At 42.5% G+C, this 25,507-nt stretch carries 13 protein-coding genes and 2 pseudogenes; 4 read left to right on the top strand and 11 right to left on the bottom strand.

The window, feature by feature from the left end:
- The first annotated feature begins 312 nt into the window (after positions 1–312).
- On the top strand, positions 313–2,412 hold the full coding sequence (traD, locus tag OC193_RS24540; RefSeq protein WP_048666208.1) for a type IV conjugative transfer system coupling protein TraD: 2,100 nt from the start codon (positions 313–315) through the stop codon (positions 2,410–2,412).
- 206 nt (positions 2,413–2,618) lie between these two features.
- Here traD and OC193_RS24535 read toward each other — a convergent pair whose 3' ends face one another.
- The gene (locus OC193_RS24535) at positions 2,619–3,062 is read right to left on the bottom strand and encodes a type II toxin-antitoxin system YafO family toxin (RefSeq protein WP_048666207.1); all 444 of its coding nucleotides are present in this window, start codon (positions 3,060–3,062) and stop codon (positions 2,619–2,621) included.
- Positions 3,063–3,080: 18 nt separating this feature from the next.
- Complete coding sequence (locus OC193_RS24530; protein ID WP_048667455.1) at positions 3,081–3,602, bottom strand: hypothetical protein; 522 nt, start codon at positions 3,600–3,602, stop codon at positions 3,081–3,083.
- 780 nt (positions 3,603–4,382) lie between these two features.
- Between OC193_RS24530 and traI the strand changes: the two genes are divergently transcribed.
- The gene (traI, locus tag OC193_RS24525; protein ID WP_048666205.1) at positions 4,383–10,160 is read left to right on the top strand and encodes a conjugative transfer relaxase/helicase TraI; all 5,778 of its coding nucleotides are present in this window, start codon (positions 4,383–4,385) and stop codon (positions 10,158–10,160) included.
- A gap of 17 nt (positions 10,161–10,177) precedes the next feature.
- On the opposite strand, the gene OC193_RS24520 is transcribed toward traI, so the two are convergent.
- The gene (locus OC193_RS24520; protein WP_048666204.1) at positions 10,178–10,537 is read right to left on the bottom strand and encodes a hypothetical protein; all 360 of its coding nucleotides are present in this window, start codon (positions 10,535–10,537) and stop codon (positions 10,178–10,180) included.
- A gap of 728 nt (positions 10,538–11,265) precedes the next feature.
- On the opposite strand from OC193_RS24520, the pseudogene OC193_RS24515 reads away from it, so the two are divergent.
- Positions 11,266–12,452: pseudogene (locus OC193_RS24515) on the top strand (IS1634 family transposase).
- 171 nt (positions 12,453–12,623) lie between these two features.
- On the opposite strand, the gene OC193_RS24510 reads toward OC193_RS24515, so the two are convergent.
- The 6 genes from OC193_RS24510 to darA all read right to left on the bottom strand — a co-directional run bounded on the left by OC193_RS24510 (position 12,624) and on the right by darA (position 20,267).
- A complete protein-coding gene (locus OC193_RS24510; RefSeq protein ID WP_048666203.1) occupies positions 12,624–14,345 on the bottom strand; it encodes an ABC transporter transmembrane domain-containing protein in 1,722 nt (573 codons plus the stop codon).
- Positions 14,346–14,354: 9 nt separating this feature from the next.
- On the bottom strand, positions 14,355–15,647 hold the full coding sequence (darE, locus tag OC193_RS24505) for a darobactin maturation radical SAM/SPASM protein DarE (RefSeq protein ID WP_048666202.1): 1,293 nt from the start codon (positions 15,645–15,647) through the stop codon (positions 14,355–14,357).
- A gap of 9 nt (positions 15,648–15,656) precedes the next feature.
- Positions 15,657–16,322, bottom strand: coding sequence for an ABC transporter ATP-binding protein (locus OC193_RS24500; protein WP_017100164.1), 666 nt, complete (start codon positions 16,320–16,322; stop codon positions 15,657–15,659).
- 1 nt (position 16,323) lies between these two features.
- A complete protein-coding gene (locus tag OC193_RS24495; protein WP_048666201.1) occupies positions 16,324–17,562 on the bottom strand; it encodes an efflux RND transporter periplasmic adaptor subunit in 1,239 nt (412 codons plus the stop codon).
- 2 nt (positions 17,563–17,564) lie between these two features.
- Positions 17,565–19,871: a darobactin export ABC transporter permease subunit gene (gene darB / locus OC193_RS24490; protein ID WP_048666200.1), complete on the bottom strand. Its 2,307-nt coding sequence runs from the start codon at positions 19,869–19,871 to the stop codon at positions 17,565–17,567.
- A 228-nt stretch (positions 19,872–20,099) separates the two neighbouring features.
- Positions 20,100–20,267 carry a darobactin family peptide antibiotic gene (darA, locus tag OC193_RS24485; RefSeq protein WP_155411105.1) on the bottom strand — a complete coding sequence of 56 codons (168 nt, stop codon included), beginning with the start codon at positions 20,265–20,267 and terminating at the stop codon, positions 20,100–20,102.
- Between the two features lie 348 nt (positions 20,268–20,615).
- Between darA and OC193_RS24480 the strand changes: the two are divergent.
- Positions 20,616–20,901, top strand: a pseudogene (locus OC193_RS24480) (IS5/IS1182 family transposase); the annotation flags it as partial.
- Between the two features lie 217 nt (positions 20,902–21,118).
- Here OC193_RS24480 and OC193_RS24475 read toward each other — a convergent pair.
- Both OC193_RS24475 and OC193_RS24470 read right to left on the bottom strand, forming a co-directional pair.
- Positions 21,119–24,346 (bottom strand): type I restriction endonuclease subunit R, encoded by a 3,228-nt coding sequence (locus tag OC193_RS24475; protein WP_048666199.1) that lies wholly within the window; start codon positions 24,344–24,346, stop codon positions 21,119–21,121.
- On the bottom strand, positions 24,343–25,491 hold the full coding sequence (locus OC193_RS24470; RefSeq protein ID WP_048666198.1) for a DUF4268 domain-containing protein: 1,149 nt from the start codon (positions 25,489–25,491) through the stop codon (positions 24,343–24,345). Before OC193_RS24470 ends, OC193_RS24475 begins: the two co-directional genes overlap by 4 nt.
- Between the last annotated feature and the right edge of the window lie 16 nt (positions 25,492–25,507).

Genomic DNA, 25,507 nt, shown 5'->3' with positions numbered 1-25,507 from the left:
TCTTCTTAAAAATAGTCATCAGGATTGCTTTGAAGGTTTCGAGTATAACGCTGACCACGTTCGAGACCGTAAGGATTATCAGAGAAAGGAGATAAAACCAACCAAGTTTTGCCAGCATGTCGGGGCTCTAGACTCCCCCCCCGTCGGAGAGATGAACATCCGTGACTTACCTTCGGCATGCGTAAATTTTTTCATATCAGAGCCCTACACAGCAATACCATTAGCCAACAACCGTTCAATTGTTGGCCAGCTCATCTGCATACACAGGTAATTATCTAAAAAAGTACTCAATTTCACTCACAAGGAACCACGATGCCTAGACCTAAACGCGCGTCCGGCAACCACTTTACCCGTGGCGGACAAATTACTTTTCACTCCATTCGGATGTTCTTTCAAGTCAACAATACCTTAGTCTACGCCGCCATTTGGTCGGTGATAGCGCTCACTGGCGTTCTAACCTGGCTACGCGCGCCCGATAACGCCTTTTGGTCTGTGTTCTACTACTGGCGCAACCATATCTATGCCAGCCTTGGGCACGATCTTAACAGCGAAATCACGACGTTCTGGAGTGGAAAACGCTACGTTGGCACGCTCGCTTCCCAACTGGAAAACACCCAACTCATCAATCTCTACGATAACGTGATACGCCAAATACAAATCAACTTCTTAATTGCCATCGGGATTGCTTTCACCATCTTAATGTTCGCCATGATTTTCTTTAAACGACAAGGCGAAAAACAAAGTGAAGATTTTCACGTCCGAGGCTTTCAATACGCCGAGCCCAAAGTGCTCACTGACGATTTAAAAAAACGGGCAAAGAAACTCAAAAAACAGGGTGTTGGTAACGGACGGATTTCTGATTTCAAAGTGGATGGGCAGGCCTTATTTAAACATGAGTTTGAAGTTCAGCATATGCTCATCGACGGCACCACAGGGGCCGGTAAATCCGTCATGCTTCGTAAACTATTACGCTGGATACGTAAACGTGGGGATAAAGCCATTATTTATGATAAAGGCTGCACCTTTACCAGAAAGTTCTTTGACCCTAGCCAAGACACCTTACTCAATCCCTTTGATGAACGCTGCGCCAATTGGAACGTCTGGTGTGATGCTAAGGATGCCCCTGATTTTGAAAACATTGCGAACGCGCTTATCCCGCAACATGGTGAAGGTGATCCGTTCTGGGTGGATTCCGCCCGGACTATCTTTTCTAGTGCAGCGTATCGCATGAGTCAAGATGAGAAACCCTGTTCGACCGCTCGATTGCTCAGCCTGATTTTGACCTCAGAGCTCGAAGCGTTGGGTAATTTCCTACAAGGTACGGAGTCGGCATCCTTGGTCTCCAAGGACATCAAAAAGACCGCCATCTCGATTAAGTCCGTGTTGGCCACTTACATTAAGAGCCTACGCTTTTTAGATGGACTGGATGAAAAAGACGGTCAAGGCCAACCCAAACGCAAGCCGTTTTCCATCACCGATTGGGTACAAGATGATAAACAAAAAGGCTTTTTATTCTTATCGAGTAACGCGCAGCAACACGCTTCACTGCGTCCTTTGATTTCGACTTGGCTTGCCATTGCCTCTAACGCTATTTTGGGACTCAAAGACGACGAAGACCGCCGTATCTGGGTGATTATGGATGAGATGCCGAGTCTGCATAAATTGCCTGAGCTTGATAACATCATTTCAGAAGTGCGTAAGTTTGGGGGCTGTTATGTGATTGGTCTCCAATCTTATGCGCAGCTCGTGAAAACCTACGGAAAAAATACCGCGGACGTTATTTTTGATTTACTCAACTCTCGCTTTTACTTTCGCGCCCCATCAGCGCAGATGGCGCACATCTCATCCAAAGATTTGGGTGAGCAAGAAGTGGATGTCTCAAGAGAGCACATTTCTTACGGTGCAAATGCGTTGCGTGATGGGGTATCGATTGGTCACCAAACCATCACCCGCCCTGTTGTCTCTAGCAGTGAAATCCAAGCCATGGATGATTTACAATGTTACCTTCGCGTACCAGGAAGCAGCTTTATCACTCAACTGGATTTGCACTTTGATAAGATGCGAGATGTGACACCGGCCTTTATCAAACGTGAACACACTCTATCTCCAGCGATGACTAAAGCATATCAAGAAGCCGTTTACTGTGAGTGTGTTGCTCCAGGGCTTTTCCTTAGTGAAGAAGAGCGTAATGCTCTCTCAAGCCGTCAATCAGAGCAATTTGAAACGCCAGAAGAGATGAAGCTGGAAACCGACCAAATCCAACAATCACAACGAAGTGAGACAGTCAAAGCATTAGCCAGCAAGGAGTCAGAAAAGCTCAAATCAGACAATGACCATCAAAAGCGCGCGCATCAAGAGCTCGACGAGTCGGCGATATCTCAAGATATAGAGATGGACGAGATATCTAAATGATAAAAGGGGAAATACCAGAAATGAGTGACAAAGACAGTCTCGTGTGTGAACACCAAGCGACCTTGTCGTACCATATCTATCAAGCAACATTGACGCTATAAGCAATAGATCACAGCTTTCAGTCCTTATAAATAAATGGCTGACAACACACATTGGACTTTTTGCTGAAATGCCCCCCCAACAAGGAGTTAGAGCGGCAAGGTTTTTTATTGAATCCCGTTAAACTTGTTGGCCTCATCAACCAATGGGCCAAACCAACTCATGCCAGACTTTCTAACGTCACATTTTGTATGTGCAGGGGAAATCATCCCAACAAAATAGCAGTGGTGCTCATTAAAATAGTCTTTCGTGTATACAAGGTAAGTGTCGCTCGTTCTTCCACGTAGATTGGTAGCGCTTTTCCAAGAGTCTTGATCTGCTTTCGTGAAATTTGTGCAGGTTGGGTCGAATACATGAATCTTTGAAAGATCGGCATCAACAACTGCTTGAGGGAAGTGAAATGCGTCCGTTTTACCTAAGTATGGTACTGGCATTTCACCAGTACCGATAGCATCGAGGTGTAGTTCGAGATGGACTTTAACAGCATCGAGGCTGTGGCCTAGGGATTCAACTTCTTTTTCAAACCTTGGAGAAAAGCTGATTTGATGCATTAATCCCTATTCCTTTCCTTAGTGATAGTATGTGTTGCTAGTAGCTGTTTTAAGCGCAGTTAAAAACTCATTTGAGACTTTTGCTTTGTCTGTAGGCTTAGCTGGTCGTAGTTGGGCTTCAATGCTAAGTACGTTACCAATCGCCATTCTCAGCTTAGCTACAGTCACTCGTAGTCTTCTGATCCCTGCAATAATATCATCAGGTAACTGAGTTGCGTTGTCAGCAAACAAATCTGTAACTTGTATGCGTAACATCTCTTCAGACGCTCGAACGAATGTATCGGCATCTAACAACTTCGCTGTATTTACGTCATCAAAATACAACTCTGGAGATGAAGACTCATCGATTTCTCGATACGTCTCACGCCAAGTCATAATCTCTTTGTTGATTTGAGAAATGGTTGCTTCAACAGAATTTAAAAAAATTGAGGTAGCCGCATGCGAACTCACACACTGCGTGCGTAAAGATATTGTAGATTGAGCTGCTTCTAGCAGCGATGCGCTGGCATTATTGCTGAGCGCTAACATTACTGCACTCATAACCATAACCTTACTCATGTTGAACCTTTGTTATTATTCTAGTCGCTTTTTACGGATAGCGATCAAAGATGACCGAAGATTATCCACGTTCAAAACCAGATTACAACCAAAATCATCCAAACCACAAGTCGAATTGCTGACGTTATTCAATGGTCAATTTTAGCAAAACGAAGCCGAATGCATCCTGTTAAAAGATACCTAAGAACCGACCATAAGATGTACATCTGATGCGCATAGCTGCGTACAGTAGCTCTGGGGGATAATTTTCGATGGTTTAAAGTTACTTTCAATCTATTTGCGGATGTTTTTTTAAGAAAAATGTGAATTGAATCGTGAGTTGTGGCCTTTAGGCTTTGTTGACCAGTACCGTCGATACAACAAAATTAGGCCCTGCACCAAAAGGGGGGTGAACAACACATTAAACTGCGTAAGAAACGCTGAGAGTTTTACCCCGTTATCGCCCCCTCCTCTTCAACCACATAGAGTCACCTGCGCACAAAAAGTTATCGAAACTATACCATTAGAAGTGGCAGTAAGAGCGACCGACTCTATCATTGGTTATTTCCTCGTTTGAATTTGCAGGGATCTGAGTTGGCATGCGCTTGGAGTGGTTAGAATCCGTTCTTGTTTGGTGTCAAACGGCAAAAACCAATAGGAAGACTGCCACCCAAAAGTAAACACCACTTAGCCTCACCTACCCCACCGTTAAACGCGATGAATCACTTAAATGCCGCTCAGGTTCCCTGTAAGCGGCAGTTTACGTTACATGAGGAAAAACCCATGCTTTCTATCAGTCCACTTAAATCCGCCTCTGGCGCAGCCAAATACTACCTTAATGAAGAAACCCCCAAAGACCTACCAGACGTCTCTTTAGAAAAAGATGCCAGCGATAACTATTACCTCAAAGAAAAAGATCAGGGAGAAAATACCTTCTGGCATGGCAAGCTGGCCATCGAAGCGGGACTGGTGGGTAAACCCGTAGAGCAAGCCACCCTAGAACCGGTGCTCTCTGGCAGTCTTGACGGTGAAACCATTAAAGGGAAACGGGAAAAACACAAATCTGGCTTCGACCTGACGTTTTCTGCGCCTAAATCCCTCAGCGTTCTTGCACTTATTGGCGGAGACAACCGCCTCATTGAAGCGCACAACAACGCCGTAAAATTTGCCTTAACAGAGCTTGAAAAAGACGTTGCACAAGTCAAAGTTACTCATGAGAAAGGCGTTCAAGAATACGAAAATACGGATTCGATGCTATTTGCGGTCGTGCGCCACAAGACCAGCCGTGAAAACGACGTGCAAGTGCACTCGCACGCGCTAGCCGCTAACATGACGCGCGATAAAAAAGGAGACTTACGCGCTTTATCAACCAGCCTAAAACAAAAAGGGGGCGTGATTAACGGTACAGGCGAGCGCATTTACAACTTCCAAAAATACTACGGTATCTTGTACCAGAGCCAATTGGCTAAAGATGCACAAGCACTCGGTTACTCTACGCGAGGCGTCGGCAACGGTCAGTTCGAAATCAGCGGTGTCCCTCAGCCTATTCTTGATGCGTCATCCACTCGCAAACAGCAAATTGACCAACATACACTCGATTTAGGCTTTGACTCTCGCGCTGCGCGAGATGTCGCGACCCTCGATACTCGTAAAAACAAAACCTACCAGAGCAGTGACAACCTCAACAGACAGTGGCAAAGCACCGTAAAAGAGCAAGGGTATGAGCCGGCTCAACTTGTCACCATGGCGCAACAAGTGAAGGAAGCGCAAAATACCCCGCCACTCGGTGAAACCAAAGCCGCCATCAGCAGAGCCATTGATCATCTAGGGCAATACAGCACCGCGTTACACCTAGAAAAAATCATTGAACTCACCGCCTCAGAGTTCACCAAAGGCGGCGTGCAACTCAACGCCCTTGATATCAAAAAAGTCGCGGATGAAATGATTAAACAGGGCGACTTGATAGGGCTCAGTCAAAAAGGGCAATACACCACCAAAGGCTTAATTGATAACGAACAAGCGCTTATCGACAGCACCCAAGGTCGGGCGCATCACATGCGCACCCACGTTGAATCTAACACGCTCAACAAGCTCGCTATCCCTGAAAACCAGCAGCGCCTATTGACCGAGCTTTATCACTCCACTAAACAGTTCCATGTGGTCAATGTACACGGCTCATCACAAGGTATTGCGCAGCAGCTACTTAATGTAGGCAATCACAGTGGTAAACGCGTCCAATTGGTCTCTCAAAGCGTGAAAGCCAAGACAGAGGGCATGGAGAGCGTACAGCGCAAGAGTCAAACACTCAGCGCTTGGATAGCCCATACCTTTTCACCAGAGCAGCGCCACACCACCCATAGCTTACTGCAAAGTGATACACCGCTGACCAATAAAGACATCTTGCTCATCGATGACGTCAACAAGATGAGCACCAAGGAACTGTTAGATCTTACCGCCAAGGCAAAGCAATTCAACGCCAAAATGGTGATGTTAAACCGCGTATCAAGCCGCCAGGGGTATAAAGCCAATAACGCTATCTCGCTGTATCAAAAGGGTAATGTGGAGAGTCATTCCTGGGTGAACAGTAAACCCATCAACACCGACGTAAGGCTACATGACAGCGACACTGAGAGGATAGCACGCGTTTACGCTGACTTGCCTGATAAAGCCAATACTCAAGTGATCGCCACCTCAGGCATTGAACAACGGCGATTAACTGAAGCCATTCGGAACAGGCTCAAAAACACCGGCATCCTCGCCAGACACGAAACCACCCTATTCACTCAAACCCCTCACCACCTATCCAAAGCGCAACAACCCCTCGTTCAACACTACAAACCAGGCATGACACTCACCCATTGGGAGAAAAACAAACCTCAAAGCTTTGTCATTGCCAGCATCGATAAAGAGAGCAACACCATGACCACACTCAGTCAACGCGATGGACAATCACACATCTTTGACCCGTCCAGTCGCACCTTTAAGCACATGAAGATGCAAATCAATAAACCGCAAAGTTTGAACATCGCCCAAGGCGAACGCCTTCGCACGTTAGGCAAACACTTCCCTGCCAGCTTGGACGCGAATCAAAGTTATCTCGTCACACACATTGACAAAGAAAGCCTCACGCTTAAGAGCAAAGGGGAAACGCAGCGCGTAAACTTAGAAAGCTTAAAAGACGCGCCGCTGCAATACGACTATGTTCACAGCGCCCACCATATTGAGCCAAAAGCCCATACCTTGTTGTCAGGCAAAGCGTTTACCTTGTCTAAACCCCTGATAAACGACCTAACCGAAAAAACAGACCGCCTTGATGTCTTCACGGATAAACCAGACAAAGCCCAAAGCGCACTCGAAAAAGAGCAGGTCTCCCCTTCGGCAATCGAGCGAGTGTTACAGACGCAAAATGTCAACGACCGCTACCTCCATGAAACGACCCAAGCCTTGTTAAAACAGGATGTGAGCCAAGCCCTATCTTCACTCGCGCAAGCGCGAAACGCCCCACTCATTGAGAAAGCAGTCAGCTTTGCCCTTAATCATCTCTCAGAGCGAGAAGCGGCATTTAGCCAAAAAGCGTTAGTCGTGGAAGCGGTGCGCTACGTCTTTGAAGAAGCCGAGGGCTCTGTTACTAAAGAGCAGATTGAAACAGAGCTAACGAAACGCAGCGACACCCTTTCTGCAGAGTACAGTGACGGTACACGCTGGACAACGCAAGCCGCGCTGGAGACTGAAAAGCGCATCTTGCAAAATATCACTGAGGGTAAAGACCAACATCAGCCTTTTGCTACGCCTAAGCAGGTGCGAGACTTTCTCGATACCAAGCTTCGCTTAACCCAAGGCCAAAAGGACGCCATCACCCTTATCTCGACCACCAAGGACAGCTTTGTGGCCATCCAAGGATTAGCCGGTACAGGTAAGTCCACCCTGCTTGAATCCAACATTGAACTTATCCAGTTAGTGAAAGAAGCCAGCCAGCAACCAGAGCAAAGCGTCATCGGTCTTGCGCCCACGCACGCCGCGGTTGCAGAGCTAGAAAGCAAAGGTGTGAAAGCGCAAACACTGGAAAGCTTGCTCTCTGACATCAGGCAAGGCAATCGAGAAGCCAGTGACTATCAACACACCTTGTTCTTTCTCGATGAAAGCTCCATGGTCAGCAACAAGCAAGCCGATGAGTTCACAAAGCTGGTCAATGACAGTCAGTCCAAAACAGTCAAATTGGGCGATAAAGAGCAGTTATTGTCGCTCAGTGCCGGTAAACCCTTTGAGCTGGCCATGAGCCAAGGTCGCATCGATACCGCTTACATGACCGATATGGTACGTCCACAAAATGACACCCTGCACAATGCACAGCAAAACACCATTGATAAACAGCCACTCAGCGCTCTAGACAAACTCCAGCAACAAGCCCCTGATACTCAAGGCAACAGTCAACACGTCATTTCTACGCTGGATGAAAACGACAAAGACCGACGCAGAGCGCAGCTCACCGCCACCGAAAAGCTGCCCTACGTAGTCGCCAAAGACTATTTAGAGCGCACCCCCGAAACGCGAGACAACACACTGATTATCGCGTACACCAACCAAGAGCGAGACAACATCACCGAACACATCCGTGTCGGTTTGATGAAAAAGAGTGAGTTAGGCAAAGAGAACGTCATCGCAACGAGGCTACGCTCAATCGGAGCCACGGGGGAAGAGCTCACGACCATGATGCCCTATCAAAAAGGCTTGATATTGAGCACCAGACCCGGTGAGTACGCGACAATCACTCACGTGGATTCAGAGCATGGCGTGGTGACACTTCAAGACGCGGCGACAGGTAAGACTAGGCCATTCTTACCGCGCAACCGTGACCACCGCTTCACCACACTGTTCTCTACGTCAGAAAAGCCACTCTCAACGGGCGATAAAATCATCACCCGCTTTACCGATAAAGACCGCGGTCTCAAAGCCAACGTCGAATACCGCATCACGCAAGCCAATGAGAAAGGCATCAAAGCGCAATCCAAAACAGGACAAACGCTCACCATAAACCCCAACGAGCTTAAAGATGGGCATTGGGACTACGCTTACAGTCGAACTGCAGACATGGCGCAAGGGGCCTCTTATCCCCACGTCATTACCGCGATACAAAGCAAAGCCGCACTGACGAACCTGAGACGGGCTGGTATCGATGTCACCCGTGCCAGCCAGCACATGCGACTCTATACCGACAACACCAAACAACTGGTCAAAAGCTGGTTATCCAAAGAAAGTCATAAAGCCAGTGCGATAGAAACCCTCAGCCAAATCCCACCCAAGGACACCACCTACTTTAACCGCAATGCCCTCCCATCCGAGGACGTTCGATTCCAAAATAAAATGGGTGACTTTGACTACAAGAAATTTAGGGAGCACATCAATAAGCAGCTACCAAAATACACGGAAAGTCTTGCCATGCAGTTATTAGGCAAGCCTAACCAATCTAAATCAGACCGTGATTACCTCACCTTTGGTCTTGGTCAATCCGCCCTCAAAATCACCCTGACCGGAAAGTACCGTGGTTATTTTAAAGACTACACGACAGGCGAAAAAGGCTCCTTGATTAATCTTATGATGAACCATAAGGCAATAAGCTACAAAGAGGCCATGAATGAAGCACACAAGATGCTCAACGAACCAGAAAAATACCAACTGGAGGAAAACAGCAAACATGAAAAATTGCTCAACACTACCCCAAGGCATATTGCGCAGTTTGAAGAAAGAGCCAAAGAGTACATTAGCCAAAGTCTGCCAATAGATGGCACATTGGCGCAAACGTACTTAAACAAGCTCGGTGTGAATAACATTGAAAATCGAAATGTTAAATTTCATCCTGCAGTGTATTCATCCGAAGACAAATCCCTTCACCCAGCAATGCTAACCAACATCCATAATAAAAAAGGCGAAACCAAAGCCATTGAAGTGACCTATTTAGACACTCAAGGAAATAAAGAAGAAAACCTAGACATCAATCCAAGAACCCTCGGGACAAAATCCAAGCAATTAACACACTTTCATCAAGGGGAGAATTTAGACTCCACCATCATCAGTACCTCAATTGAAAACTCGTTTTTAATTCGAGACCAAACCCAAGGACAGATTGATATTATCAATGTCAATCATAAGAACGACATCCAAAACATCTCTACCGATGAGCTGAGACAGAACATCATTATTGTATTAAATCATGGCAATCACGATTTAAACCCGAACAACATTGAAAAAATCGTCGAGAACTTTAATGGCCGAGACATTCAATTCATGTCAGATGATAACCTTAAAGATGACATCAAATCGTGCATTAATAAGTTAGAGAGGGATAACAGCGCGCATGATATTGAATTAAGTGAAGCACACTCTTTTCATCAAGAGAATGAAATAGACACACTCAACTATAATGAGAAAAAAGAACTCGATAGCCAATCACTCGAACACTTTGAGCCAAAAGAATATTCCCCTCAGCAAGAGATGGAATTTAATCAATCAGAGAAAGAGAGACATTGGAAAAAAAGAGAAATCGACAGAGAGTTAGAGCGATAATAAGAGGGTAGCTGCGGCTACCCTTTTTTTTCGCCTGCAAGATAAGCATCAACTTTTTTATCCACATCAGCGGAAACCAAATTACGCATTTCGCCTGCATCTTTTTTATTTTCATGGAACGCGACACCATCAAAACTTTGTGTGTGGGTTAAATTACCCGTCCCTTGTATCATCCTGATCCGTCGATACATCTCTTCCATCAACTCGCGGTTAGACGGACGCTCATCTTCCTTATCGTTCAGTTTAATCTTCAATGCCAGTGTGAGAAGTTGCCTGACCGCTTCCGCATCACCCAACTTTTCTCTGTCTCTGAACGCCTTAAAATCTTGCTCCAATTCACCCCGAATATAACTCTGTACAGAAAAAGCTTTCACCATAATCCCACCATCCTCTCTTAGATTCACCTCTACACAACACTTTAACCATACATTACAATCACATCACATGTAAATTACATGCTCACAAAGAAGTTCATTATTTATCATTAAAAACATTGAGTTAATTAACAATAAATCACTAGTACATCACTTTCACTTTAAACAAGCTCTCAACCCTTTTTCGAAAAGGGATTAAGTACAATTGATGCATTTATGATGTAAATCTACATTGGATTTCGGCGGCTAATTAGTTGAGATTTTGAAAATTTCCCCCCACTATTTTAATTCTTCAATTTACATATTAAATTATTGATTGTATTGGTTTTATGTTTTCTTCAGACAACCATTTAAATCGTTTTCGATTTAGCGTGGTGTGTGGGATTGGATTGAGGGGAAACAGGGCCACTTCGTTAAACGCTTGCATAATTTGTGCTTTCTCTAAGGCTTTATATTATTAGGTAAAGTCGCCCATATTAAAAGGGGTTGGGGTGAAAAATGGATCACACTACTAAAAAGTCGCAACACCTTTTAGGAATTCAGGGCCATTCGTAAAACGAAATAACAGTAAAATATGACTTTAGAAAGGCGATATTGTATCCGTCATTCCGCCCCCCAATTTAATAATTAAAATAGTGTTACCCAGCGTTCATTTATCAGTAAAAAAACGACACCATCTTGACCGCGATCGGCAGTTTTGAGCTATTACTGTTATTTGACAGTCTCAAAATATGCCTACTCAGCCTGTTATTAAACGCTTGGCTCATCTTGGTCTCATTGCAGCATTTTTCCATGAAATCGGCCTGCCATGAATGATGGACTCGGAGATCACAGCAGAACACTTCACATGTTCTCCGACTTTTTTGAGACCAAGCCCGTGTCTCAGCGCTCTCTCAGGCTATGGCTGAACGCGTTGTTGATAAGCTAGGTTTGACTACTGATTCTGTTCATCTTGATATCACTAGCTTTCACGTTGATGGCGAGTATGCTCAAGAGGAAGATACCAATGCTATTAAGCTCGTGAAAGGTTATAGCTGAGACCATCGGCCTGAACTCAATCAAGTGGTACTTGAGCTCATGTGTGAAAACCAAGCCGGTCTTCCTGTTTATATGCAAGCGCTCAGTGGTAACACCAATGATGCCAAGGCATTCGCTGAGGTCACTAGCAAGCACATTCATTGTCTAAAAGACGTGCAAAATAGCCGTTACTTTATCGCTGATGCCGCCTTGTACACAGAAAAAACATCTCCTCGTTAGATGAACAAAAGCAAAAGTTCATTACCCGCGTCCCGATGAACATCAAACTCGCAAAGCAATTAAGCGCTATAGGAAATGGCTACTCAGGGTGCTGGATAGACTCTGACTACGGCAAGGTTATTCAGCGCTGGTTGCTAGTCACAATGAACAAGCTACGAAGCAAGAAGAGAGCATCTTTACAATAACTTATAGAAAAATTTAGCAAAATAAATCAATGTGTTAGATAAAATAAGCCAAAAGCCATTCGCTTGCGATGCTAATGCAGAGTTGGCGCTCAAAGAGTTCAGGAAATAATACCACTTACTGGGATTTGAACAAACCGCGACCATAAAAGTCCCTACTTTCTCGAGTCCTGGTCGCCCAAAGAAAAATGAAAAACCGACAGGGTATCAATACTTCATAGAGGCAGGACCGTTTACCGAGCTAGAAAAAGCCACAACGTATTGAAGCATTGCTAATGATAATGACGTTGAGCCTGCTTGTTTACCCCAGCTTAGAGTACAAAATCAGAGAGCAATTAACACAAACCGAAGAGTTCTTCCCGAGCATGGTAAAGAACAAGCCAACGTCGAAACCGACGGCACGTTGGGTCTTCTTGAAGTTCGAAGGTATAGATATCTTGGAGATAAACGGTCAACGATTTATAACAGAGATTCAATAGCATCAAACTCGGCTTTCAAAATTGTTAGGTAGACTCTCTGAGGCCGTTTATTCTTGAATTGGATGCGGAAACTCGGATTAACATCTCGAATTAATGATAATTTTCAGGTGCTCAAGCTTGCATCTTCAAGTTGATTAGGTATATGCCAACGCATTATTCAGATCCATGGCTTCAGTGTTTGCCTTTACTTATACGCTTGAAATACTTATTACTAATGATTTTATGAGGGGTATCAGCTGCAACGATGTGTCCAGAATCAACGACAACAACTTGATCCGTTAGATAAATATTATTTAGATTATGGGTAACTACTAGAACAATTTTATCTTTAGAGATCTCTTTTAGGTGTTGGTGAAAACCTATCTCAGTAGCGAAGTCCAATGAATTCGTTGCTTCATCAAATATCAGTATATCCTGTTCACTATAGAGCGCTCTCGCAATCGCAAGACGTTGCTTTTCGCCACCCGATAAGTTAGCAGCATTCACATGAATATAACTGTTAAAGGTTAGATCATTGTTTAGCATTACTGTGTCGAAATTTGATAGCCTAGACGCACGTTTAAGTCTGATCTCATCAACCTGAGTATACCGCGGCAATAATGTGATGTTTTCCCATAGTGTACCGCTAAAAAAGAAGGGGTCTTGCTCAACAAGAGTTACCCGTTTACTTCCCTGAAGAGTTTTTCCCTCGACTTCTCCCAACATTATTTTACCATGGTAATTGAAGTATAGGCCAGATATGAGCTTTATAAGTGTACTTTTACCAGAGCCAGAACGCCCAACTATTGAGTAAATATGGTTTCTATAGAAGGTGTGCGATACGTTTTTTAATGCTGGGAACTCTGAGAAATTATAATAAAATGATAGATCAATCAGATCGATCTTATCCCCGTTAATGGTGTTATTTTTTTTAATTATAGTGCATTGATTATAGTCAGGCTGCAATAGACAATTAAGATGTGTCATAGCACTCTTTGCTTTAAGTGTAACTGCATTAATATCACTAATAGAGGCAAAAGAATATGACATAAACAGTAAAACCATCACGAATGCGACTAATTCACCCGATGACATTGAGCCTGTTATAACATTCTGCCCTCCAACCCAAAGGACTAAAATGACACTGGAAAATCCACCGAATATTATCATATTAGATATAATAGAATCAAAAAAATGCAATTTTTTTGATTCTATATAAACTGTTTTAGCTTTGGATTCGATTTGATTACCCAGTAAGTTCTCCATTTTGTGTATTTTTATAGACTCAATGCCAGACAAAGTTTCAATAATAGCTGATTTAAACAGCGACGATGCATTTCTTTTTCGGTTGTTAGCTGCCGTAGCATTCTGACTTATCCGAAATATAACCAGAATCAAAACCGGCACAACCACAACAGACACCAAGGTCATATATAAGTTGGTAGAAAGCAAATAAATTAATCCGCACAGCAAGGTGCCAGAGGCTTGAAAAAAAATACTAAGAATGAAGTGAAGGTAAACATTGATAGCGTTAATATCATGGTCGACATTTGCATGCAAACTAGAGGGTGATACTTCATCGAACAATTGTTGTGGCTTGAACATAAGCTGTCGAATAGCGAAGCTCTGAAGTTTGGTACTGAGCATTTCCTTTACATCAAAAACTAGTTTTTTTCTAAGTCCGCTGCTAATTACAAAAGTGACTAATAACAACAAAGTCATGACGACAAAAGAGTTGAGCCGATCTATTGTCACTTCTCTATCAAACAACCGTTCAATCGTATAAGCTATAAAGAACGAACTACCAACAACCATAAAGTTTAATATAATTATCAAAACCATGTGCCAAAATTTTTCGGCGCATAGCGACTTAAACTTCGCATAAACAATATTATCTGGGATAGTTTTTACCATTATATTTAATTATTTTACTAATGATTCTTTAATGACTTTTAACAATTTACCTGTACCACAACACTTATCATTATAGCCTTCAACATGACGGGAATTAATAACACGGTCATGTGGGCAACCGCCATTACAAACAGAAAACCACTCACATTCACCCATACGATTATGGGATTCAACCTCTTCTTTTATTGAATCTTTATTATGACGAGATTTTTCTAATAAAGTAGCCAAATCGGATTCCATTAACGAACCGTAGATACTACCAACCTCTCCAACATATTTATCACATGGAGAAACATCTCCATTAGGTTCTATAGTAACAATCTCTTGTGAACAATTACCTGACCAATAGCATGCAGACAATTTTTTTTCTTTGCCTGATAATACCTCAATAAAGTTATCGAACATACGAATTTGTATTTTTTGTTGATATGAAGTATACCAAACTTTATATATATCACTCAAAAATTTAATATACTCCTGATAACTAATATAGGCTGTACCAATATCATCTCCTGGTTTAGCACGGTTATCAGGCACAATGTTTAGAAATTCAATATCATTCAATTCAATCGAAGTTAAGTAGCTGAGGAGTTTCTCCGGCTCGATATTGTACAAATCTCGGTCGACTACAATTAGCGCACCATATGGTATTCCATATAGTTTCAATTGCTTAATTCCATTTGCTACTTTATGACTGGTTGGCCGTCCTCTTACATCGAGACGTCGGCTATCATGTATCTCAGGTACACCATCGAAACTAATACCGACAGACATGCCCATTCCTTTTAAAAAGGTGAACCATTCCCGTGAGATATTAACAGCATTCGACTGCATAGTATTGGTAATAACATGATCTTTACGTTTAAACTGCTCTTGCAACCATATAAGCTTTTTGAAGAACTCAGTCCTTAACAAAGTCACTTCACCACCATGCCAGACAAACTCAACCCGCGATACATTAGGTATTGATAATATACGTTTCACAATTGTCACTAGTCTCTCAAACTTGATTGTTTGATTTGGTCCTTCAGCCCAAGAATGACAGTAAGTACATCTGAGGTTGCATAAACGTGTTGCCTTAAGAACAACTACTAACTTGTTTGCTCTCAATGGCTTTGCATCAAAGCTCTTATTCATTTGAAAATTAAATAACTCAAGTTCCTCGTCATCTAAAATGTCACTACCTTTGATTTCACCAATCATTTGTGAAGCCAATCTATTATATTGAAAATCAGTCACTTCTAATTGATCAATCGAACTGATTGGCTCATCTACTACCTTAACAGAAATATCTCCAAGCATAATTCCCCCCTAAACTACTAGCGTTCCTTCAACCATTTTTAGTTGCCTATTTGCCACGCTTGCCGCTTTTTCACTGTGCGTGACCATCACGATGGTGGCGTTACATGCAGTGTTCGCATGCTGCAAAATATCGAGAATATTTTGTCCTGTTTTATCATCTAAATTTCCTGTCGGCTCATCAGCAAGAATGATTTCTGGTTTACAGGCCATGACCCTTGCAATCGCAACACGCTGCTGCTGCCCCCCTGATAATTGACTCGGGTAATGTTCTTTTCGACTTGATAGCTCCATCAGTTCGAGCTCTTTCTCGGCAAGGGCGATACACTCTTGCTGTGAAATACCACGAAACTTGAGCGGCAACATGACGTTTTCAAGTACCGTCATATCAGGAATGAGGTTGAATGACTGGAAAACATAGCCCAATAGTCCGCGCCTGTAGTTCAATTTCTGTTTTTGAGAGAGCCCACAGACATTGGTGCCATTGAGCTCAAATTGCCCTGAATCAATATTAGAAAACAACCCAATCGCATTGAGCAGGGTTGATTTTCCTGAGCCCGATTTCCCCATAATTGCCACAAACTCGCCTTTGTCGACCTGCATAGAGACATTATTTAATGCCGTTGTTTTTAGCTTTTTGGTATAAAAATGTTTATAGACATTCTCAAGCTTAATCATGCTACTCAATGTATAGCTCCTCTTCGTAATTTTTATCCAAATCTAGAACAATCAACGTTTTACCAAGAAGATCCATGTTGTCTACCAGTAGGACATTACCAATGGTATTTTTGATAGAGATGGGGGTTTTTACGGCCTTAGATTGATTTTTGGAAAGCAAATAGACAAACACATTACTGTTTTCTTTGAAAGTCGCATTCACAGGGACACTGGCTTGCAACGTTTCAGTTGCGTTGGTTAGTTCGATTTCGATGGATTGTCCGACTTTGATATTGCGGGCAACGCTTTCAAGTAAGCGCACTTCAAGGTGCATGCGAAACTGACCTTGTTTTACCTTTGGGAAAATCTTAAGAACATTCAGTTCGACATTACGATTATCGAACGATGCAAGTACTTGCATCGATTCATTGACGCGATCCAAGTAGAATTCACTGAGCTCGACTTCGATTAAGAAGTTATCAATGATGTCTAATGACCCAAATTCCTCTTTGGGGAGTATCTGTTGCCCTAGCTCAATGTCAAAACCAACCAAATTCCCCGAAATTGGGGCACGAACTACTAAATTTCTTTCACTTTCCTGAAGCTTTAGTAAGAAGTTTTTTAGAATATCAACTGTCTCATTAAGCTCCGTCAGTTGATGTTGGATATTGTTTTTCTGAGACTGGTAATAGGTCGACAACACCTTTCGCTTGGCGATCCAACGAGAGAGGTCATCTTGCAAATATTGAGCATCCGATTTACTAATGAGATCTTTCGTTAGCAACCGCTCTTTTTGTTCCAGTTCTCGATAAATGACCTTGACGTTGAAGATGGCATCTTCAAGTGACAATTGTGTCGATTTCATCTCGCTAGCAAGGTTGAGACGGGTATTTCTGAGGTTACTAATCTGTTCAGAAACCTGAGCCACCTTCTCTGTAATATTCAAAGTGTAGTCATAGTTCTCCAACTCAAGGAGTATGTCACCTTGCTGAACATAGGACTGTTTTTTGTTAATGTAGTACTTTACCCGCCCGCCAATATCAGACGACAATTTAATCGATTTTCTTGGTTTAATTGTCCCCATGGTGGTGATCTTGGTGCGAAAGCCCTCCACGGTGACTAGCTCCAACTCAGAGCTTGAGACCGTTGATATCATTCGATATTGACTAACACCCATGAGCACAATAACAACCAGCAACACAAGGATCGCCAGTGCTATTTTGGTCTTATGGTGATGTTTTGGTTCTCTTGCCGAATCCATAATCATTCCTTCAGGTCAGCAAGAAACTGTTTTCTACTGATAACGAGGCTTAGAGAAATGATAAAGGCGATCGTTGCAGCCACAACCAATAGTGACATGACGTAATGACTTAGGCCAGATTGCACCCCATCAAGCGCTAGAATTTTTCTACTGATCGCTGCGTATCCCAACAGCACACCAACGCCAGAAGCACCGAGGTAAATGAGTATGTTATTCTTAAACACATACCAACATATCGATTTTAATCCAGCACCTAGCTGCCTCATGATGCTCAAGGAGAACCGGTTTCTCTCAACTTCAACTAGTGAATTCGTCATGGTGTTTAGCAAAAGCAGGACAATATTTAACACGATGACAAACAAAAGATAAATAACGATTGTACTCAAATCTGAATACTCTTCATCTCGGGCATCAAGGCTGGATATAAAGGTAGTATCGTTCAATACCACCTTGGTAGCATCATCATTCACGATAAGATAATTGGCTTTTGTCTCATCTATGATGATCATAATGGGTTCAAAGGATGGCTTGACTTTGCCCAGATAAAAGTTACTCACAACGTCAACAACTTGAATCTCTTTTACACCATCACCAAGATTGGTGTAAAAGGTATGCTCAATCAATTTCTCAGCGCTAATATTGGCGAATAAGTGAGAAAATGCCTCAGTGACGATCACAAATACTCTTTTAGACGTGTCTTTTTCACGTAAGACTGGCACAGCATGGTTTTGTGTCAGGACCGTGAGTCCTAGGATGTTGACAATCTCGGGCCCTGCGTAAAAATATTTGGCCTGTATGATTTTTTCATCCATGGTTTGTTGCGCGGTTGAGACCGAAGCGTAACTCACCGATCTATCAAACGGATACCAACTGGTGGCTTCGGAAACCTGACCTTGTTCCGCATTAATGCGATCCCTTAAATAACGAGCCTTGCTGTCATTACGCCCATTCAATTTAGCATAATGCGTGCGTTTGATATCGTATCCATAATCGACTTGTTTAACAGAGAGCAGCTCGTAGGTCACACTCACAGAGATGAATATGACCATCGTCGTTATAACGATCTGTATCATCATTATAAATTTGGTAATGTGCACCATATTGAGGTCAGAAAACCTTGAGATGCTTTGGCCTTCTTGTAATGCAATCGCTTGGGAGACCACCAGAGCGATCACGGTGACATAAACGACTACAAAACAAATCAGCATCACGACAGACATGACCCACTGAACTTCGGTACTGAGCACAGATAAGAAGGTAAACGCCTCAGTTAAAAAAAACAAACCCGCATTAAAAATAGAGATCGACAGCACCACCCCACCCAGTAACGCTATTCTTCTTTCCATTAAGGCGTTAAGAATAATTTGGTAATAACTTCCACCAATACTTAACATTGTTCTAATTCGTTCAACTTGCGATAACTGTATGGAAATCATTGAACTCACAAAGCCAACAAAGCCTAATAAAAAGGAGAAAACACAAACGCCATAAATCAGGTATAAGCTGGATTTTGAAAATGTCAGGCCAAGCGCATCAGAAAAGTTCAAATCATAATGTAGCTGTGAGATAGGCCGCTGCGATAATTGTATAAAAGATTCAGGGGTAAAAGGCGCGCCGGGAATTTGTGGCGCATTTTCAAGGATAATCTGGTTTAGATTCAAAGGAGTTTTGTTTTTTAAATCAACAAAGACATCGACATGCGTATCATACCAGTTGTCATATTGAGACTTGATGACAGAATCATAAGTGGGAGAAAAAGCGATGATCATATCTGGTCTGATGGATGAGCGCTTATCTAACTTAATAATGCCTTCTACTTGGTACAGGCCTAGTCCGTTCAGTTTAAGCCTTTTTCCGATCAGTGAACGAGGGCTTCGAGTGAGTTTTTTTGCAAAGGGCTCTGACAGGTAAACCCCGTTGCTACTCATTGCGAACTCACCGTCATTGTCAAGTTTTAGCATCTTTCGGGCCGATTCATCCATCGCAAGTACGTCGGCACTTTTCACTTCTTCAGTGCCATAGGAGGTAGTGACCAATTCACTTTTAACCCTACCGACACTTTTAACCTGTGGGTGTTCACGAAGTTTCGAAAGTAAGGCAGCAGGGGCTTTTGAACTCTTTACATGATCGCCATTAGGTAGGTTAAATTGCGTCTCTATCTTAAATACGGTCTCGCTAATCTGGCTATTTATATCATGATCGGACCACATAAAGACCAGCATCACACCAAGTAAAACAGTGCCTAATGAAATAGAAAACATACCCGTTATGGAAGACAATATCTTTGGGCTAGTAAAAGTTTTCAACATCTAAAACTCCTATTTAAAACGACTTACTGAAGTGAACTAAGTATAAATAAGGCTGCCATTGACACTAAACATCGTATATTTTAAAACTAAGATAATAATGCACGGTAGAACTATGTGCTTAGACAATTTTTACAATAATCAGGTAAAATAAATATATATTCCATATTATTTATCACATTGATATAGACTGCCAAAACGACGGCTATCTGACAGTCTACACTAAGAAGTCTAGAATGATTTCGACCAGTTCCAAGCTGTAATAGGAGGTGCAATATTAATACTGTTTACTTGCTCCTGATCAAATTTTTTAAGTTCTAAGTTCATTTCTGAAAAACTACTCATTAACGCATCTAATCTCTCAGAAATTGATACTTTTTCTTTTTCTATGATAATCATAATAATTGTTCCTTAATTTTTGAAAATATATACAGCGAGGCAAAAATATCGTTGGGAGTCCTGACATGGAATTAAATTAAATATAATTTATATTTGGATTTGTTGAATAATTCAGTGAAACTAAATCCAGAACCTACGCTCTGCTCAGCTACATTCACTCCCTCTCGTAGCTTTAAGCCTTCACCTCTTTACAAAACAACCAACTAGAAGCAAGACAACCAAGCGCTCATTAACCGTGGTTCTCTGACCTTTTGGATTGATGAAGAGGCGGTAAGTGGCTAGGCGTAAAGCAAACAGAATAAGTGCAGTTGGCCTCATCGATTCAGTGATTTAGCCATCACGGCAGCGCTCATCCCTCCAAGAGAAGGCTCAGCTTCTGGGAGCGTGGCCACCCCCGAAATCTCGAAGTTGGTTGCCAGAAGTTGTACGGTTCAAATAAGTCTTGGAAACAGCGGTATGGTTATCACAAACGTTCACTCTCAAAAACAGCGATGTATCGAGTTAAATAGTTGCTAGGAGGATGATTGAGCTTAAGAAATGACAATGCACAGGTGTAGTGGAAACTTACGCGATGATAAAAGCGTTGAACAAGCTTACTGGGTTAGGTATGCCTGAAACTTGTCGTCTTGACTAAGAAACACACTAAACGGGACGACTCTGTATCTAAACTGAATTACGCAACAAAGCCTCAAAATACCTAAAAAATGGACAGAAATCATTTAGAGTCGATGGTCTACATAATCCTCAGTTCATTACTTTATGTCTGACCCAGCCAATACCACACTACATGTGAAAATCAGTAATGAATAAATACGCAAAAGGCAAGGTTTTAAACCTTGCCTTTATTTTACTTAAGCTGCATACCAACCATCAGCCAGCACTTCAGCCTGCTCTAACACAAGCTTAATTGCTTCTTCAGCAGCATCAGGTGGGTACTTCCAACGGCGAAGTAAGCGACGAACAAGATTACGCATACGAGCACGAACACTATCCCTCTTTTGCCAATCAACCGTAGCTGACTTACGCAGTTGATGAGTCAGTTCAATAGCCAGCTTACGTAAGTTATCGTCACCAAGTTCTCTAACCGAGGATTCGTTGTCGACCAAGGCGCGATAGAAAGCTATTTCGTCGACAGAGAGGTTGAGCTTATCTAGTAACTCTCCATCTTCTTGCATCTCTTTTGCCCATTGAATCAGCTCCTCGATAACTTGAGCCGTTTCAATGCTGCGGTTATGGTATTTTTGCAGCGTCGACATAATACGTTCAGAGTATTTCTTCTCTTGTACGACATCGTTCTTCATTCGAGATTTAACTTCATCACGAAGTAGCTTTTCTAACAGCTCTACCGCAAGGTTTTTCTCTTTCATGTTCTTTACATCTTCTAAGAACTCTTCAGACAGAAGCCCAATATTTGGCTTATCCAGTCCAACCATCGAGAAAATATCATCAACGCCATCAGCTATAACTGCATTATTTAGAATTTGCTTTAACGCTGTATTGCGCTCTTCATCGGTGCGCTTTTTGTCTACCGTTGAATGCTTGATGAAAGCCGTCTTAATCGCAGAGTAAAAAGCAATTTCGTTCTTATAACCTTGAGTTTCATCCATGGTATTACATAGAGAATATGCCTTAGTTAACGCTGCCATTACATCAAGGAAGCGCCTCTTACCATCTCTTACTTGTTTGCCATTAGCATCAGTGTGAGACAGCCCTGACAAATGGTTCACTGCTCCCGGTAGCAAGCGCAATGCATCCGTTTCGAAGTCTGGACGGTAATTGAATACCTTTGTATCAACGGGTGTTGCAAACATCCCTCTGATGATATCAACTTTCTCCATCAATACTGAAAACGCTTCTGCCGTATCGACGGTTGGTTGTCCTTTACCTTGACTGTTGGTATAGGTTTTCAATGCATTTTTAAGTTCGTTTGCAATACCAATATAATCGACAACCAAACCACCGGGTTTATCTTTGAATACTCGGTTAACACGAGCAATAGCCTGCATCAGGTTATGCCCTTTCATTGGCTTATCGATATACATAGTATGACAACAAGGTGCATCGAATCCTGTAAGCCACATGTCTCGAACGATAACGAGCTGAAGTTCATCGTCAGTATCTTTGTAACGCTTCTCGAACAGCTTTTTGGTTTTCTTATCGTGGATGTGAGGCTGCATCTTTTCTTTGTCTGATGCAGAGCCAGTCATCACAATCTTGATTGCACCTTTATCGGTATCTGGGTGATACCATTCTGGTTTAATTGCCACAATAGCATTGTAGAGGTCGACACAGATTTCTCGGCTCATCGAGACAATCATTGCCTTGCCGGGAAATGTCGATGTTCGAGTAGTGAAGTGCTCAACCAGATCTTTTGCTACTTGTTCAATGCGAGGCTCTGCGCCTACCAGCTTTTCTAGCGTTGCCCATTCTGATTTTACTTTTTCACGATCTGCCGTTTCTTCATCTTCACCGATTTCATCTTCAACTTTATCGTTAAGCTGCTCAATTTCATCTTGGTTAATATCAAGCTTAGCGAGGCGAGATTCGTAGTAGATAGGTACAGTGGCACCATCATCAACGGCATCTTGAATATCATAGATAGAGACGTACTCACCAAAAACACCACGCGTGTCTTTGTCATCCATTGCGATAGGTGTCCCTGTAAAGCCTATGAATGAAGCATTAGGCAATGCGTCACGCATATACTTGGAATAACCATAAACGTACTTGTGACCCGTTACAGTGCCGTTTTTGTCCTTCACTTCAACCATCTTTGACTTGTTGCCATACTGGCTGCGGTGCGCTTCATCAGAAACGACAACAATATTACTTCGCTCAGATAGCCTAGGGTGCTCTGTCTCTTCATCTAATAAAGCGAACTTTTGAATCGTCGTGAATATGATGCCGCCAGATTGGCGATTTAAAAGCAGTTCACGTAACGCATCTCGGTCGTCCGCTTGCTGAGGTATTTGCTTTAACGTCTCTTGCGCCATCCCAAAGGTGTTGTAAAGCTGACCATCGAGATCATTTCGATCAGTCACCACCACGATCGTTGGGTTATTCATGGATGCTTGCTGTAACAGCTTACTTGCGTAGCAAACCATAGATATACTTTTGCCACTGCCTTGTGTATGCCAAACCACGCCAGCTTTACCGCTACCTTGCTTAATCTTTTCTAGGGCAGGTATTGTGCTCTCAAGGAAGTTACCTGATGTATTGGCGGCGCGAACCGTCGCCTCAACAGCCGCTCTCACTGCGTGGAACTGGTGATAACCTGCAATTTTCTTGATGATTTTGTCGTTGTCAGTTTCGAATAGTACAAAGTAACGAATATAATCGAGGAGTAGATCTTGCTTGAAGAAGCCACGAACCATGGTTTCTAATTGAAATTCCAATAACGGTCTATCGTCCTCCGTAGCGACTGTTTTCCAAGGTAAGAATCGCTCTTTATTTGCCGTTAATGAACCAACGCGAGCCGTCCAACCATCACTGACAATTAACGCTTCATTGAAAACAAACAGATCTGAAATTTCATCTTTGTAGGTTTGAAGCTGATTGAAGGCATTCCAAATGTCGGCATGCTCATCGGCTGGATTTTTTAACTCGATGACTGAGATTGGTAAGCCGTTAATAAACACCACAACATCAGGGCGGCGGTTTCCTTTGGTACCTGTAATCGTAAACTGATTCACGATAAGGAACTCATTGTTATCAGGCGTCGTAAAATCCATTAACTGAGCATGAGTATGCTTCGTCTTCGATTCACCGTCTTCAACAGCCGTGTATTCAACAGGTACCCCTTCAATCACAAACTTGTGGAAGGCGCGGTTGTTTTTAATAAGAATTGGCGTATCAGGTGAAGAAACCGTGTTAACCACATCATTCAGAGCCTCTATCGGCAGCTCTGGGTTTATGATTTCTAACTGATTTAATAGCCTTTGTTTTAATACCACTTGATGGTAGTCATCACGCTCTGGAGAGTCGCCATCAGGCGCTATGTCATAACCATTTTTGTAAAGGTAACCTTGGTCGGTGAACCATCTAATACATTCTTGTTCTAACTGGTCTTCAGTGATCATGCCTCGGCTCCACCCTCAAAAGTAGTATTTTTTAATTTATCACTTGCCACTTGAAGTGGAGATTTAAACGCTTTTTCGAGTAAGATCATGTGCTCGACTAGCCAGTCAATCATCTCTTGCCATTGTTCTCGATCGTACCCATCAAACTCTTTTCGTAGCTGAACTCTAGATGCTTTTTTATCATCTAACCGCAACCACTCCAAAGGTTGACCAAAAGAGGATTCGATTGGACTTATCTGTTCTAGTAACTGGTCAAACAAGAACTTATTTTCCAAACCTCCAGTACGAGTCATTTCAAGCTGAACTCGAACCTCTCTAACACCAAAGATCAAGGTAAACGGACAAGAACGAACACCGGAGCCAGCACTTAGCCAGTGATCTTTGCTTGGATTGATATTGTTGAACAAATCGCATTGGCTACCCTTCATGGATTCTAATGCTCTCTCCCAAAAGGCCATTCTGATTCGGTGTCGATTCTTAATTTCTGCTTCTGTGTTCTTTTCTTCAGCTTCTTTGGCATTCATTCCAATCATCAATTCCTTAGCTTCAGGAGTCGGAATGATCTGCTCAACGTTAAGAAAAAGATCTTCAGCCATTGAATAAGGCGTCACTTTAAAGCATTGAACCTGAATGCCATGATTCAATAACCACAATGCCGTACTTGTTACTTCTTTTCTAAAGTTGGCTGCAACTAACATCAAGCGTTGATTCATACCAGAGTTAAGAACGACTTCACTCAAATCAGGAGCATCTAGAAATTCACATAATTGAGATTTTGCATCACCACCACCGCAATACTTAATTAGATAGCCCTGATAAATATCGACAATTTGTGACTTGGTTAGATTAGAACAATAAGACGCATATTTAAGAGCCTGCCACATGACATCACGACCAGTATCATCAAGCTTGTTTTCTATAATGATAAGGTTCCCGTCTTTATCCATAGCTAATAGATCAAGGCGCTCTCTCGTATCATCAAACCCATCGAATTCTTTTTGAATGATAAGTAGCTCTTCACCTAAAGCGTCTGGTTGGTTCGCTAGCCATTCTTGCAGGTGATCACGTTCTCGAAAACCAAGATCACTAAAACGTTTAGTTTCTATTCTTGAAATTCGGTTGGATTCCTTATCAATTTTAAACACGTCTTAATGTCCTTAT

The organism is Vibrio crassostreae, from assembly GCF_024347415.1.
GTDB classification, from domain to species: Bacteria; Pseudomonadota; Gammaproteobacteria; order Enterobacterales; family Vibrionaceae; genus Vibrio; species Vibrio crassostreae.
This window is presented reverse-complemented; position numbering and strand designations above follow the sequence as displayed.